The 15,438-nt window shown below is 49.7% G+C and carries 11 protein-coding genes; 7 read left to right on the top strand and 4 right to left on the bottom strand.

Annotated features, from left to right (window positions below; genetic code table 11):
- The first annotated feature begins 152 nt into the window (after window positions 1-152).
- On the top strand, window positions 153-2,750 hold the full coding sequence (locus DW657_RS08805; protein ID WP_233546693.1) for a prolyl oligopeptidase family serine peptidase: 2,598 nt from the start codon (window positions 153-155) through the stop codon (window positions 2,748-2,750).
- A gap of 263 nt (window positions 2,751-3,013) precedes the next feature.
- Here DW657_RS08805 and DW657_RS08795 read toward each other — a convergent pair whose 3' ends face one another.
- Window positions 3,014-4,186, bottom strand: coding sequence for an MFS transporter (locus tag DW657_RS08795; RefSeq protein ID WP_118312232.1), 1,173 nt, complete (start codon window positions 4,184-4,186; stop codon window positions 3,014-3,016).
- Window positions 4,187-4,586: 400 nt separating this feature from the next.
- Here DW657_RS08795 and DW657_RS18165 point away from each other — a divergent pair, with 400 nt between their 5' ends.
- The 6 genes from DW657_RS18165 to DW657_RS08760 all read left to right on the top strand — a co-directional run bounded on the left by DW657_RS18165 (window position 4,587) and on the right by DW657_RS08760 (window position 11,775).
- Window positions 4,587-4,760, top strand: coding sequence for a hypothetical protein (locus DW657_RS18165; RefSeq protein WP_176425561.1), 174 nt, complete (start codon window positions 4,587-4,589; stop codon window positions 4,758-4,760).
- 388 nt (window positions 4,761-5,148) lie between these two features.
- The gene (gene mtaB, locus DW657_RS08780; protein ID WP_089544172.1) at window positions 5,149-6,534 is read left to right on the top strand and encodes a tRNA (N(6)-L-threonylcarbamoyladenosine(37)-C(2))-methylthiotransferase MtaB; all 1,386 of its coding nucleotides are present in this window, start codon (window positions 5,149-5,151) and stop codon (window positions 6,532-6,534) included.
- A 53-nt stretch (window positions 6,535-6,587) separates the two neighbouring features.
- Window positions 6,588-7,472, top strand: a complete 885-nt coding sequence (locus DW657_RS08775) for a TIGR01212 family radical SAM protein (RefSeq protein ID WP_089544171.1) — start codon at window positions 6,588-6,590, stop codon at window positions 7,470-7,472.
- A 3-nt stretch (window positions 7,473-7,475) separates the two neighbouring features.
- A complete protein-coding gene (locus tag DW657_RS08770) occupies window positions 7,476-8,501 on the top strand; it encodes a glycosyltransferase family 2 protein (RefSeq protein WP_118312230.1) in 1,026 nt (341 codons plus the stop codon).
- A 226-nt stretch (window positions 8,502-8,727) separates the two neighbouring features.
- Window positions 8,728-9,504 carry a gliding motility protein GldB gene (locus DW657_RS08765; RefSeq protein WP_117663446.1) on the top strand — a complete coding sequence of 259 codons (777 nt, stop codon included), beginning with the start codon at window positions 8,728-8,730 and terminating at the stop codon, window positions 9,502-9,504.
- Window positions 9,505-9,618: 114 nt separating this feature from the next.
- On the top strand, window positions 9,619-11,775 hold the full coding sequence (locus DW657_RS08760) for a S9 family peptidase (protein ID WP_233546691.1): 2,157 nt from the start codon (window positions 9,619-9,621) through the stop codon (window positions 11,773-11,775).
- Between the two features lie 195 nt (window positions 11,776-11,970).
- On the opposite strand, the gene DW657_RS08755 is transcribed toward DW657_RS08760, so the two are convergent.
- From DW657_RS08755 to DW657_RS08745, 3 genes are all read right to left on the bottom strand, one after another.
- Window positions 11,971-12,600, bottom strand: a complete 630-nt coding sequence (locus DW657_RS08755) for a hypothetical protein (RefSeq protein WP_118312228.1) — start codon at window positions 12,598-12,600, stop codon at window positions 11,971-11,973.
- 29 nt (window positions 12,601-12,629) lie between these two features.
- Window positions 12,630-13,493: an RNA polymerase sigma factor RpoD/SigA gene (locus tag DW657_RS08750; protein WP_118312227.1), complete on the bottom strand. Its 864-nt coding sequence runs from the start codon at window positions 13,491-13,493 to the stop codon at window positions 12,630-12,632.
- Window positions 13,494-13,695: 202 nt separating this feature from the next.
- On the bottom strand, window positions 13,696-15,162 hold the full coding sequence (locus tag DW657_RS08745; protein WP_118312226.1) for a trypsin-like peptidase domain-containing protein: 1,467 nt from the start codon (window positions 15,160-15,162) through the stop codon (window positions 13,696-13,698).
- Between the last annotated feature and the right edge of the window lie 276 nt (window positions 15,163-15,438).

The following is a 15,438-nucleotide window of genomic DNA, read 5'->3' as shown; positions in this document are numbered from 1 at the left end:
ATAAATTTATCAGAAACCTTGTAAAAAGCATAAAATGTAAGCCATTCATTCGTTTATCTCGACTTTATTTTGTAATTTCGCAGCGAAATAGAAAATTCAGAGTTTCTTGGATGATCATAGAATAAACAATAGAATAAAAATATAAATCAGTTATGATGAAATCAACTAAAATGAGCCTCCGGGCTCTTACGTTTAGTGCTGCACTCTGTGCTTCGCTCGGAACATCGCTTTCTGCCTTTGCCGAGACCATCGAAGTGCAGAAGCTGAAACATGCAGGTCCTTATCCTGTAGCTACCCCTTGGATGGCGGATAGCGTGAATGTGAAGGGTGAGAAATTCTCGATGGAGGATGTGCTCGACTCGCCGCTCTCGTTTACCTTATTGAATAATGGTAAGGAGGTGGCTGCTTCCCAGCTCCTGGCTGATAGCAGGCAGAATGCTCTTCACCTGGCTTCTTTCACCATATCAAATACCAGCCGTACCCAGGCTACCATCGAGGTGAAGGGATTGAAGCAGTATCGCCTCTTTGTGGATGGAGAGCAGGTGAAAGTGAATGGCGATAAGGCAGAGACTGTCCTGATGCCTTCTACCCATACCGTGGTCATCAAGTACCTCACCGCTTCATCAGCCGATGCTTCCGCTTCAGAAAAGAATGCATCAGAAAAATCATCTTCTTCAGAAAAGAAAGCTGATCAGGATTTCAAGATCAGCATTACTGCGGCAGACGGCAAGCAGCTGAGCGTGGGCGAATCTTCTGTCAGCACCAAGCGTACCTTTAATATATATGATGTAATCTGCATGCCTAACTATGCGAGCGTTCAGATGTCGCCAAACGGCAAGTTCATGATCGTGAGCAAGACTTGGGTGGATCGTCAGGGTAAGAACCATAGCATCAATGAATTGAGAAACTGTCAGACCAACAAGGTGGTTGCTTCTTTTGAGGAAAGTGTAAGATGGATGCCTCGTACCAACAAACTGTATTTTACCGAGAAGGCGAGCGACAGTTCCATTGCCGGCGAAGGAAAGGCTGATGGCGAAGTTCAGCTGATTACCATCAATCCGATGAATATGGAGCGAGAGGTGTTGGCGGCAAACATTCCGGAGGGATGGTTCCAGTTTACTCCAGATGAGAAATCGCTCATCTATACGCTCTATGAGGAAGGCAGAAAGAAGGACCCTCAGGTGTACGATGTAAAGGAACCAGATGACCGCCAGCCAGGATGGAGAACCCGCAGCTATCTGGCTAAGTATGATCTGGCTTCAGGCATTCTCCAGCCGCTTACCTTCGGCTACCATAATGTTTATCTCAACGATATTTCCGCAGATTCCCGCTATCTGCTCATCGGCAAGAGCGAGGAGCGCCTTACCAAGCGTCCTACTACTCTCAACTCGCTCTATCGTCTCGATCTGAACGATATGAGTGTTGAGGCGCTGGTAGAGAAGGGTGAATTCCTGAACAGTGCCCAGTTCTCGCCAGACGGCAAGAGCATTCTCGTTACCGGTTCGCCTGAGGCTTTCGATGGAATTGGAAAGAATGTGGAGGAGGGACAGACTCCTAGTATGGTTGACACCCAGCTCTATCTGATGAACCTGGCGGATAAGAAGGTTCGTCCGATGACCAAGAATTTCAATCCTAACGTGCAGAGCGTGGATTGGAGTAAGGCGGATGGCAATATTTACTTTACAGCCGAGGATAAAGACTGCATGCATCTCTTCCAGCTGAACCCTAAGTCTGGCAAGTTTACTTTGCTCAAGACTCCAGAGGAGAACATCAAGAGCTTCTCCATCGCAGCGGCTGCTCCGGAAATGGCGTTCTCAGGACAGAGTGCATCCAATGCTGACCGACTCTACAAGATGAGCACCAAGGCACAGAAGTCGCTGCTCATAGATGATCTCAGTGCCCGCCTGCTGAAAGACATCGAGCTGGGCGAGTGCAAGGCTTGGAACTTCGTGAATTCCCGTGGCGACACCCTTTGCTGCCGTTACTATCTGCCACCTCATTTCGATGCTTCCAAGAAGTATCCGATGGTGGTGAACTACTATGGCGGTTGCAGTCCTACCACCCGTATGTTCCAGAGCCGCTATCCTCATCATGTCTATGCAGCGATGGGTTATGTGGTTCTGGTCGTGAACCCAAGCGGAGCCACCGGTTTCGGTCAGAAGTTCTCTGCCCGCCATGTGGATACTGCCGGCGAGGGAGTGGCTGAGGATATTATCTCCAGCACCCAGGCTTTCTGCGATGAGCATAGTTTCGTAAACCGCAAGAAGGTAGGTTGTATCGGCGCCAGCTACGGTGGCTTCATGACTCAGTATCTTCAGACCAAGACCGATCTCTTTGCCGCAGCCATTTCTCATGCCGGCATCAGCGACCATACCAGCTATTGGGGCGAAGGCTATTGGGGCTACAGCTACAGCGAGGTTTCCATGGCGAACGAGTATCCTTGGACCAACAAGCATCTCTTCGTAGATCAGAGTCCGCTCTACAATGCTGACAAGATTCATACTCCATTGCTCTTCGTGCATGGAACAGCCGATAACAATGTGCCTGTGGGAGAGAGCATCCAGCTCTATACGGCTTTGAAACTCCTCGGTCGTCCAACGGCGATGGTTCTGGTAGATGGTCAGGATCACCACATCATCGATTATGAAAAGCGCATCAAGTGGCAGGACACCATCTTCGCATGGTTTGCCAAGTGGCTGCAGGATGATGGCAGCTGGTGGAAAGAAATGTATGGAGAGGAGAAAATGTAAAAAGAAGGGTGTGTCATAAGTCCAGATAATGGCAACCGAGGACGGGCTGAAAGCCCAAAAGCTCCTAGCCCAGGGCAGCGCCCTGGGTTTTAGAACAAATACAAAAAGTCGCCCTGAAAGGGCAAAAGCTTTCAATTTCAAAGCTTTTGCCCTTTCAGGGCGACTTTGCTTTTTGCCAATATTTCCCAGGGTGCTACCCTGGGCTAGGAGCTTCTGCCCTTTCAGGGCGTATTGGATGTGACTTATAATACATCCTCTTTTTCTTATTTCTTATTGCTCAGTGAAATCATCAGGGAGATGAAGGCGAAGGAAATGCCTACGATGCAGACTCCCAGCCAGTCGGCTTGGGTCCACACGTATCCGGCACAGAACGTACCGAGTGAACCACCGATGAAATAGGTCGTCATGAAGATGGTATTGGCGCGGTTGGAAGCCTGCGGAATCTCCTGCAGGCAGCCGCTCTGATTGCTGAGCTGCTGACATTGCAGTCCGATATCTACCAGGATGATGGCTGCGATTAGTCCTGCGTAGGTGTCGCCGAAAAGGAGGGCTATTACCCAGGCGATGATCTGCATGGCTGCTCCGAAGAGGCTGAACTTGTGGATTCCGAACCTTGGAACCAGCTTTCCAACGCTGCTGGCTGCCACGGCTCCCATGATTCCGCAGAGTCCGAGCATTCCCACCATGTCGCTGCCTGCATTGAAAGGAGGCTGGGCAAGATGGAAGGCGAGGCACGACCAGATCGCCATCATGCTTCCGAAACCGAAGGCGGCACGGATGGAGTAGATGCGGATGGAAGGGTGGAGGATGAAGATCTCAGCCACGGTAGTCATCAGTCCTCTGTAAGTACCCACATAGTTGCGCTTCATCTCAGGCATCATCAGTATCATGATTCCCATGCAGACCACCATGATGAGGGCGGCGAAGAAGAACATCTCCCGCCATCCCAGCCATTCGCCGATGTAACCGCTGATTACTCGTGAGGCAAGAATACCCGTGAGCAGTCCGGAGAGCACAATGCCCATATTCCTGCTCTTGTTCTCGGGTGCGGAGAACTGTCCGGCTATCGGGATGAAGAACTGAGGAATCACGGAACAGGCACCTATGAGCAGGGAAGCTCCCCAGATCATCCATACGTTTTGTGCCACGGCCATCACGATTGCCATCAAGGTTGCGATGGTCATATTCACGAGGATGAGTTTCTTGCGCGAAAACATGTCTCCCATAGGGATGAGAAAGAACAGTCCCAGCGCATAACCTATCTGGGTAATCACGGTGATGAGGTTGGCGCTCTGCTCGGTAATGTCCAGATCGTGGCGGATCAGTTCGAGAAGCGGCTGGTTGTAGTAGCAGTTGGCTACTGTGAGTCCTGCGATGATAGACATCATCAGGAGAATGCTGCGGGGAATGCCCTGATTTTCTTTTAGCTGTATCATTTTTCTGTTTATCAAAGAATCTTTTTCGAGTGCAAAGTTACAGAAAAGTTTGCTGCCAGCCAAGTTTTGAGGCTTGATTTCTTAGAAAAAGTTTCTGCTTTCTTCCTCGCGCGTACCTTATTATATGTATATAGTTCGTCTTTGCTGGGGTGTTGGCGCGCACCTTTGTTACGCTAAAAAACACCGAAAAGTGTTAAAATCGGGCTGTTTTCGGACACACTAAAAACTTTAACTTTTGTTAGCACTTTGTAAATGACTGAATATCAATAGATTGTGATTTTGTTACAAAATACCCCTAAAAAAAAACACAAAAAAAAGTTCGCCGTATAAAAAAAATGCTTACCTTTGCATCAGTTTTAATAAACGAATGATTGTTTTACAGATTTAAAAAGCAAAGAAAATGAAGAAATTAGTTTTTATGTTCGTAGCTATCGCAGCTATCTCTTTCGCATCATGTGGTAACAAAACAGCTCAGACAGCAGCTACTGCTGATTCTGACACAGCTGTAGTTGATTCAGCTGCTGATTCAGTTGCTGTTGATACAGCTGCTGCTGCTACAGATTCAGTTAAGTAATTTAGAATTACTTGCGAACGAAAAATGAGAGAAACAACCGCTGGACTTCGGTCTAGCGGCTTTTTCGTTTTATAGAGACTATGTTTCATTTTTTTAGGTTGCTGAACTTTCGCTTGTGGTTTAAGTACGGGCTGAAGGCCCAAAAGCTCCTAGCCCAGGGCAACGCCCTGGGTATAATAGCAATTTGCGAGGCGCCCTGTAAGGGCAAAAGCTTTGTTAATTGTCTGATATTTGAAAGCTTTTGCCCTTACAGGGCGACAGGTTTGCGTCCGTAATTACCCAGGGCGCTGCCCTGGGCTAGGAGCTTCTGCCCTTTCAGGGCGTATGGCGCTTACTTGTGAAAGTTCAGTTCGGTTACCTTTTAGAAATATTAGAAAAAGATAAATATATGATAGATTCAAGTGCCTTCCAAGGCAAAAAGGCTGCCTACTATACGCTGGGCTGCAAACTCAATTTCTCGGAAACCTCCACTTTCGGCAAGATGCTCGAAGATATGGGCGTCATTACGGCACAGAAAGGGGAGAAAGCAGACATTTGTCTCATCAATACTTGCTCGGTAACAGAAGTTGCCGATCATAAGTGCCGTCAGGCTATCCATCGTATGGTGCGACAGAATCCTGGTGCCTTCGTCATCGTCACCGGTTGCTACGCGCAGCTGGAGTCGGAGAATGTGAGCAAGATAGAAGGTGTTGACCTGGTGTTGGGCGCCAACGAGAAGGCTCACTTGATTCAGTATCTCAGCGATGCATGGGCCAAGAAGTTTGCCGTAGAAAACGGACTTCCTGTCACCGGCGAGAACCTGGAGTCTTCAGATTCTGCCCTTCATCAGCACCACAGCGTGAAGACCAAGGAAATCAAGACCTTCCAGCCTTCATGCTCCCGTGGCAACCGTACCCGCTACTTCCTGAAGGTGCAGGATGGTTGCAACTACTACTGCACCTATTGCACCATTCCTTTCGCCCGTGGCAATTCCCGCAACCCAAGCATCGAATCGCTCGTGGCTCAGTGTGAGCAGGCGGCAGCTGAGGGCGGCAAGGAAATCGTGATTACCGGTGTGAACATCGGTGATTTCGGACAGACCACCCACGAGCGGTTCCTCGACCTTGTGAAGGCGATGGACCAGGTGGAAGGCATCAAGCGTTACCGTATCTCCAGTCTGGAGCCGGATCTCTGCGATGATGACCTCATCGCCTACTGTGCCGAGAGCCGTGCCTTCATGCCTCACTTCCATATTCCGCTGCAGAGCGGAAGCGACGAGGTGCTCAAGCTGATGCACCGCCGTTACGACAAGGCGCTCTTCGCCCACAAGGTGAACCTGATCAAGGAGAAGATGCCTGATGCGTTTATCGGCGTAGATGTGATGGTGGGCTGTCGTGGTGAAACTCCGGAGTGCTTTGAGGAGTGCTATGAGTTCCTGAAGAGCCTGCCTGTTACGCAGCTCCACGTGTTCCCATACTCCGAGCGTCCTGGAACCGCAGCCTTGAAGATTCCATACGTGGTAGATGAGAAGGAGAAGAAGCTGCGCTCCAAGCGTCTCCTTGAGTTGAGCGACCAGAAGACTCAGGAGTTCTATGCCCAGTACATCGGTACCGAGGCTGAGGTGCTCTTCGAGAAGGCGCCAAGAGGCAAGGCAATGCATGGTTTCACCAAAAACTATGTTCGTGTGGAACTTTCGCCTGCTCTCGCCAAGGAGGAATACGACAATCAGCTCATCAAGGTTCGTCTGGGTGGTTTCAATCACGACAAGACGGCATTGAAGGCAGAATTGATTTGATAGCTCAAAGTAAAGGCTGATCATAAAGTTCAAAGTTCAAACCTCAAAGTTCAATGTACTACAATGATTTTGGCTCCTGGATTCGGAAGCGGTTTCCTGACTTCCGGGTTCAGAAGATTTCGATAGATGCAGGATTCTCCTGTCCTAACAGGGATGGAAGAATCTCGAGCGGAGGATGCACGTACTGCGACAACCGTACGTTCAATCCCAGCTATTGCGACCGCAGGAAGTCGATAACGGAGCAGTTGGAGGAGGGCAAGGCCTTCTTCAGCAGGAAGTATCCGGATATGAAGTATCTGGCTTATTTCCAGGCTTATACCAATACCTACGCCAAAGTGGAACTTCTCCGTCAGATGTACGAGGAGGCGCTGCAGGTAGAGGATGTGGTAGGAATCGTGATAGGAACCCGTCCTGATTGCGTGAGCGATGAATTGCTGGATTATCTCGAGGCGTTGAACCGGCGCACCTTCGTGCTGGTGGAGTATGGCATTGAGAGTGCCAACGATGAGACCCTGAAGCGCATCAACCGTGGTCATGATTTCGCCTGCTGCCGGGATGCGGTGGAGCGAACCCACGCCAGGGGAATCCTCACGGGTGCCCACATCATCATCGGCTTGCCGGGTGAGGATGCGGCAGAGAGCCTCCGTCAGGCGCCCATCATCTCTTCCCTTCCCATCGACATCCTGAAGATTCACCAGATGCAGATCATCAAGGGAACCCGCCTGGCACAGGAGTATGCAGAGCATCCCTTCCACGTCTATACGGTAGAGGAATACATCGATGTCATCGTAAAATACATCCGGCTCTTGAGAAAGGACCTGGTGCTGGAGCGGTTCGTCAGCCAGTCACCTAAGGAACTGCTTGTCGCACCGAAATGGGGACTCAAGAACTATGAGTTTACCAATCTCCTGAATAATAAGTTAAAGAGTTTACAGTAAAATATGGCTAAAGTTGCAATCGTAATATTAAACTGGAATGGGCAGAAGATGCTTGCCAAGTATCTGCCTAATGTCGTGGAGTATTCACGGCAGGATGCTGAGATATGGGTGGCTGACAACAATTCGTCAGACCAGTCAATGCTTCTCCTGGAGACTCAGTTTCCCCACGTCAAGACCATCGTTCTGGAACAGAACTTCGGCTTTGCCGAGGGCTACAACCGTGCGCTGGAGCAGATAGAGGCAGAATATTATGTTCTCCTGAACAGCGATGTGGAGGTGGCTCATCACTGGCTCACTCCGCTCATCGAGTTCATGGACAGCCATCCCCAGGTGGCAGCCTGCCAGCCTAAGCTCCTGGCGGAATACGACAAGGATATGTTTGAGTATGCGGGAGCCTGCGGAGGTTTCCTCGACAAGTTCGGCTATCCGTTTTGCCGCGGCCGCATCTTCGAGACCGTGGAACGCGACAACGGACAGTATGATTACCAGCAGGAGGTGCTCTGGGCTACGGGTGCCTGCATGATGATCCGTGCCAAGGATTACTGGGAGGCAGGCGGACTGGATGGCCGCTTCTTTGCCCATAACGAGGAGATAGATCTCTGCTGGCGATTGCGCCTGATGGGCAGGAAGATCTACTGCATTCCGGAGAGTGAAGTCTATCACGTGGGTGGTGGAACCTTGCCGAAGAGTAATCCGATGAAGACTTTCCTGAATTTCAGAAACAATCTAACGATGCTCTATAAGAATCTGAGCGATAAAGAATTATCTCATGTTATGAGAGTGAGATGGTTTCTGGATTATTTGGCTGCTTTCGTGATGCTGATCCTGAAACGCAACCTGGGCGACTTCAAGGCAATCTTCAAGGCGCGCAGGGCTTTCCAGGCATGGAAGCACGATTTCGATGAAGATCGCAAGAAAATTCAGGAGAATAGAGTGGAGGAAAAGATACCGCAGGTTTTCGATTGCTCCATCCTCTGGCAGTATTACGCCAGGGGCAAGAAACTCTTTTCGGACTGCACGATTCGATAGTAGGGAGCTAACTCCTTGACTCCTCAATAAGCGACAGAATATTGCACAGATAGCCAATAGTGAGTAAAAGTGTTAGCATTTTGCTCGCTATTGGCTGTTTTTTATTATTTTTTTGAGATTTTGCTTGGTAATTTAAATATTTTTTAGTATTTTTGCAGTCGTAACCAGAAGACTTTAAAATTACGTGAAAAGAATATTTGATTATATCGTCATATTAGCATTTATCATGCTCTGTTCGGCCTGCGAGTTCAAGTTCAAGCCGAACGAGGAGGCTGACGCTGTCCCTTTAACGGTGCAGCGCTACGACCGTCTGCAAAGCAGATACCTTACCACCGGTGATTTCTCTGCCCTTCAGCAGATGAATACCGACTATCCGATAGAAACCCGAACACTGATAGAGAAGATGCTGCAGCTTGGCACCATTACCGACGCCAACATCAGCAACCGTTTCCTGATGTTCTATCAGGATTCCACCCTCCAGTCGCTTATCGCAGATGCTGAGGCCATGTATGCGAACATGGACGACATCAACGAGCAGCTGAAGAAGTCGTTCGGCCGTCTGCACGACTGGCTGCCTGAGCTTCAGCAGCCATACTTCTATGCCCAGATTGGTGCGCTCGACCAGAGCATCGTGGTAGGTGAGCATTCGGTAGGTATTTCACTGGATAAGTATCTGGGTCCGGAATATCCGCTCTACAAGAAATTCTATACAGCCCAGCAGCGTGCTACCATGCAGCGCGAGTATATCGTGCCCGACTGCCTCACCTTCTATCTGCTGAGCATCTATCCGATGAAGGATTTCGATACCCGTCCGCAGCTGGACCGCGACCTGCACATGGGCAAGATCATGTGGACCGTGAACAAGGCGTTGGGTAAGGATATCCTGGACACCAAGTATGTGAAGACCATCCAGGCTTATGTGAAGCGCAATCCGAAAATCACAGTCAAGGAACTGCTGGAAGACGAGGACTATTCGCCTATCGAAGCGCTGCATAAGGACTAATCAGCAGGATAAGGACTAATCGGATAAGGATTAGTCTGGTGCTGGATGAAGCAGGAAAAACAAAAGCATTCAATACAATACATGAAAAGATTTTCAATTTTTGTTGCAACGATGATGATGGTATCAGTAATGCAGGCAGCTGAGAAGCTCGATTTGAAGTCGATTACTTCAGGTGCATTCTCTGCCTCATACGTTACAGGAATCAACCCTATTGAGGGTACCGATCTCTATGCTTCCATCAGTTCTGATGGCAAGCAGGTAGTAAGTTATTCTTTCAAGACTGGCAAGCAGGTGGCTGTGCTCTTCGACGTAGAGGCTGCCAAGGCTCCGATGAAGTCGGTAGAGGGCTACGTGATGAGCCCGGATGGCAAGAAGATGCTCGTCTTCACCAAGAGCAAGGCGGTGTATCGCCGTTCGTTCAAGGCTGAGTACTTCATCTATGATATTGCCCGCAAGACCATCAAGAAGCTTTCTGAGGGCGAGAACCAGCAGGTGGCTACCTGGTCGCCGGATTCACGCCACATCGCCTTCGTCAAGGACAACAACATCTTCGTAACCGATGGCGAGAAGGAAGTGCAGGTTACCAAGGACGGAAAGTTCAATGAAGTGATCAATGGTATTCCCGACTGGGTATATGAGGAGGAGTTTGCCTTCAACCGTGCCTTCGCCTGGAATGCTGACGGAACCTCACTCGGCTGGATCCGTTTCGACGAAAGCCACGTGAAGACCTATTCCCTCCAGCTCTTCGAAGGCGCCAAGCCTACCCGCAGCGAGTTTCACGATTATCCGGGAGAGTATTCCTACAAGTATCCTAAGGCAGGACAGGACAACTCCAAGGTGAGCCTCTGGAGCTACGATATGAAGACGGGCAAGACCCTCGCACTGGATGTTCCGGTAGATGCAGACGGCTACTATCCTCGCATCAAGACCACTCCAGACGCCAACAGTCTCATCGTCTATACGATGAACCGCCACCAGGACGATATGCGCCTCTATTCCGTGAATCCATTCACCGGCAAGAGCAAGCAGATCATCCAGGAAAGCGTGCCTAAGTTCATCAAGGAAGAGGTGATGGAGAACAGCATCGTGGGCAAGAAGAACATCCTGCTCCCTAGCGACCGCGACGGCTACATGCACCTTTATCTCTATGATATGAAAGGCAAGCTGATCCGCCAGGTAGAGAAGGGCAACTACGATGTTACCGCCATCTACGGCATGGATGAGAAGACCGGCGACATCTATTTCCAGGCAGCCATGCTCAATGCACACGACCGCCAGGTTTATGTGGCTCACAAGAACGGCAAGGTGGAGCGACTCACTTCTGAGGAGGGTTCCAACTCGGCTTACTTCTCAGGCGATTACCGCTATTTCGTGAACAACTGGAGCAGCTACAGCCATCCATACGTTTACACCGTACGCAACAACAAGGGTAAGGTGATCAAGACCCTGGAGGACAACAAGAAGCTGTTGGAGAAGACCAAGCAGTATAACTGGGGCAAGCGCGAGACCTTCACCTTCACAACATCAGAGGGCGTGAAGCTCGACGGATGGATGGTGAAGCCGGTAGATTTCGATGCCAGCAAGAAGTATCCGGTCATCCTCTTCCAGTATTCCGGTCCGGGCAGTCAGCAGGTGCTCAATTCCTGGAGCACGGGAAGCATGGGTTCCGGTGGAGCCTTCGATTACTATCTGGCTCAGGAGGGATTCATCGTGGCTTGTGTAGATGGCCGTGGAACCGGTGCCCGTGGTGCTGAGTTCGAGAAGTGTACCTATCTGCGCCTCGGCGACCTGGAGTCAAAGGATCAGGTGGAGACAGCGCTCTATATGGGCAGTCTGCCATACGTGGATAAGGACAACATCGGTATCTGGGGATGGAGCTATGGTGGTTTCAATACCCTGATGAGTATGAGCGAAGGCCGCCCTGTGTTCAAGGCTGGTGTGGCTGTTGCGCCTCCTACCTGCTACCGCTTCTATGATACGGTCTATACCGAGCGTTACATGCGTACTCCTCAGGAGAACGAGGAGGGTTACAAGGTAAACCCAATCGAGCGTGCCGACAAGCAGCATGGTGCCTTGCTTATCTGCCATGGACTGGCAGATGACAATGTTCATCCACAGAACACCTTCGAGTATTCAGAGGCATTGGTTCAGGCAGACAAGGATTTCAAGGAGCTTTGGTACACCAACCGCAACCACGGCATTTCGGGAGGTAACACCCGCAATCATCTCCTGCGCCAGATTACCAACTGGTTTAAGGATAAAATGAAATAAAGACATCAGGTTTATTCCTATAAAAAAAAGCCCCCGGAGGTTTCACAACTTCCGGGGGCTTTTGCCCTTTTGGAGATTTCACAACTTCCTAGGGGCTGAACTAAACTACTAACATTCAGCGGTAATCTAGTACCGCTGACGCCCTAAAAAATTATAGGTATTAACTACTAAATATTTTTTAAAAACTTCTTTTCTTTATGCTTCAGCTTTTTTCTTGGCTTCCGCCTTTTTCTGCTTCAGTTCCGCCTTCTTCTGCTTCACTTCGGCTTTTCTCTGCTTCAGCTGGCTCTTCACTTCAGCTTTCTTCTGCTTCAGCTGAGCCTTTGCCTCCTTCTTTTCAGCCTTTCTTTCAGCCTTGGTCTTTGGCTCCTCCATGTCGCTTGGCTCTACCGCCTTGAACATGAACTTGCTCTCGTCGATGTTCTTCATCTGCCATGGAGTAGGGAGGTCCTTCGGCTTCTCGCCGTTCTTCAGGCGCTTTGCCTTCGCCTGCTTGGTGTAACGGTCGTGCAGCTTGGTCCATTTCTTCTCCGCCTTCTTGAAGTTGCGGTCGAAGATCACGATGCAGGTTCTCTTGGGTGCACCGATCGACTCCAGGTATTCCTTCAGCTGCAGGGAGTAGTTCTCTCTGTTGTCCAGGAAGAGCTTCTTGTGAGTCAGATATACTGAATCAACTCTCTGCACGCTGGTCATATACACCGTAGAGTCGCTGAACGACGATGCGAAACCGAACATATATGCAGTTGTCGGATCATTCTTGGCGTGAGCCGTGAATGAAGAGATGGCTGCGATAGCCAGTGCTAATGCGATTTTTAAAACTTTCATTTATTCTTTTCTATACTTATGTTTTGCGCTTACTGTCCCAGATAGGATTTCAGCAGTTTATTCTTCGTGTTGTGTCTGAGTCGGCGCAGGGCTTTCTCCTTGATCTGCCTTACACGCTCCCTCGTCAGGTTGTACTTTTCACCTATCTCATCCAGGGTCATTTCCGGCGAGCCGTCTATTCCGAAGAATGCTCTCAGCACCTTCTGCTCCTTGTCGGTGAGCAGCTTCAGTATGCGGCTTACCTCAGCCTTGAGCGATTCTATGGCGAGTTCCTTGTCGGTATTGGATGAGTCGCCAGCCAGGAAGTCGATCATGCTGCTGTCCTCGCCGTCGGCGATAGGTGCATCCATGCTCACGTGGCGTGAGTTCGCCTTCATGGCATCTGCAATCTTGTCTTCGGGCAAATCCACACGCTCGGCAATCTCATCCACGCTCGGCTTGCGCTCGTGTTCCTGCTCGAACTTGTTGAGTTCCCTTGTTATCTTGTTGACGCTACCCACCTGGTTGAGGGGGAGGCGTACCAGTCTGCTCTGCTCAGCTATAGCTTGCAGAATGCTCTGTCTGATCCACCAAACGGCATACGAGATGAACTTGAAGCCGCGTGTCTCATCAAATTTTTCTGCAGCTTTGATAAGCCCAACGTTTCCTTCGTTGATAAGGTCAGGTAAACTGAGTCCCTGATTCTGATATTGCTTGGCAACAGATACCACGAATCTCAGGTTGGCTTTGGTCAATCTCTCCAGGGCTCTCTTGTCCCCTTTTCTTATGCGCTGAGCGAGTTCCACTTCCTCGTCGGTTGTCAGGAGCTCCTCGTGTCCAATTTCTTGGAGATATTTGTCCAACGATGCGCTTTCGCGATTCGTTATAGACTTTAAAATTTTCAGTTGTCTCATGGTAGCAATTTAATTTTGTAGATGCAAAAGTACACTTTTTGTTTGGAAAAACAAAAAAAATAGCAGATATTTTTCAAAATACCTGCTATTTTGTCATTTTTTCTCTTTTCAGAGGGGCTGAGTTCTCTTTTCAGAGGGGATTAAGTTCTCTTTTCTTAGGAACTTCAGCCGGTTCATCCGGTGATAGACGCCCCTCAGCCGATTAGTCCTTCTGCAGTGGAACAGCGAAGTAAGCCTTCTTGCCTGTAGGCCATACTCCCTGGATGTAGAGCACAGGATCCTTGCTGGTAGAAGCACTCTTCACAGCCTTCTGCAGGTCGTCGAGCGATGTGATGTTGCTGTCGTTGATGCGCTGGATGATGAATCCGCGTGAAATGCCGGCATCCTTCAGGGCACCGCTGTTCACCTTCATCACCTCTACACCATACTTGATGCTGAGCTGGTTCTTCTGGCTCTCTGTAACAGGACGGAAGGTTCCGCCGAGCACGTCGAGGTCTGCGCTCTTGATTACTGAGGTGTTGCCCTGGGCATTCTTCAGGGTGATGGTCTTGGTGGTCTCCTTCTTGTTGCGCAGGTAGGTGATGCTCATCTTGTCGCCAGGGCGCTTGCCGTTGAGCGACTCCTGCAGTTCTGCCATCTTGGTCACCTTCTTGCCATCTACCTTGGTAATCACGTCGCCTTCCTTCAGTCCGGCAGCAGCACCGTTGCCGTCTTCATCTACCTTGGCGATATAGACACCCTCGTTGGTTCCCAGGTTCACGTCCTTGCCGTTTTCCTTCTGGGCGTTGATGTAGTTGAGCACGTCGCTACCCTGGATGCTCAGCATCACGCGCTGTACGCTTCCGTACTTCTTCAGGTCATCCACCACCTTGTTCATGATAGAGGTAGGAATGGCGAAGCCGTAGCCTGAGTAGGAACCGGTCTGGGAGTAGAGCATGGCGTTGATGCCCACCAGCTCACCCTGGGTGTTGACGAGTGCACCGCCTGAGTTACCTGCGTTGATGGCAGCATCGGTCTGGATGAAGCTCTCCACGCCGTTGGCGCCGAGCGAACGTGCCTTGGCAGAGATGATACCTGCGGTAACGGTATTGTTGAGTCCGAATGGATTGCCCACTGCGATGACCCATTCGCCCACCTTCACATTGTCGCTGTTGGCGATAGGCAGGGTAGGCAGGTTCTTGCCATCCACCTTGATGAGGGCGAGGTCGGTGCTCTTGTCGGTACCGATGATGCGTGCAGAGTACTCGCGGTTGTCGTTCAGGGTCACGGTCAGCTCATCTGCGCCTTCCACCACGTGGTTGTTGGTTACGATGTATCCGTCTGAGCTGATGATTACGCCCGAACCTGTAGCCTCTCTCTTAGGAGTCTGCACCTGCTGCTTGCGTGTGCCGCCCTGACCTCCTGGATTGCCGAAGAATCCGAATGGGTCGAAGAAGCCTCCGAATGGGTCGCTCTGAACATCTACGGTCTTCACCTTCGAGTTCTGTACGTATTTGATATGTACCACGGCTGGCAGAGCCTTCTCTGCTGCGTAAGTGAGATCAACTGGTTGACCTGGTGCTGTTGCTGTTACTGCTGGTGAAGCGTTCACCTTCATGAAAGCACCTGTTGAGAATGCTAGCGAACCTACGCATAGCACTGCCATTACATAATTAGTTACCTTTTTCATGTTTAATATCCTTTTTATTATTATTTCCTTTTTTATTGTTACGCCTAGCCATCAGCCAAATCTATGCCAAATCCCTCGGGTCTGCCAAATCTGTCAGCTTCTTGCCTCAGCTTTTCGGTTGCAAATATAGAGTCATTTTTTGATATACGTATAACTTTGAGCCATTTTTTATTCCGTTTTAACATTTAAAATTAACACTTTAACGGCTCTTAAACAAGAATAGCCCTATTTTTACAATTATTTGCTACTTTTCTGAAAAATGATAGTTTTGTATAT

This window comes from Prevotella sp. AM23-5 (genome assembly GCF_003473645.1).
Lineage (GTDB): Bacteria > Bacteroidota > Bacteroidia > Bacteroidales > Bacteroidaceae > Prevotella > Prevotella copri_A.
This window is presented reverse-complemented; position numbering and strand designations above follow the sequence as displayed.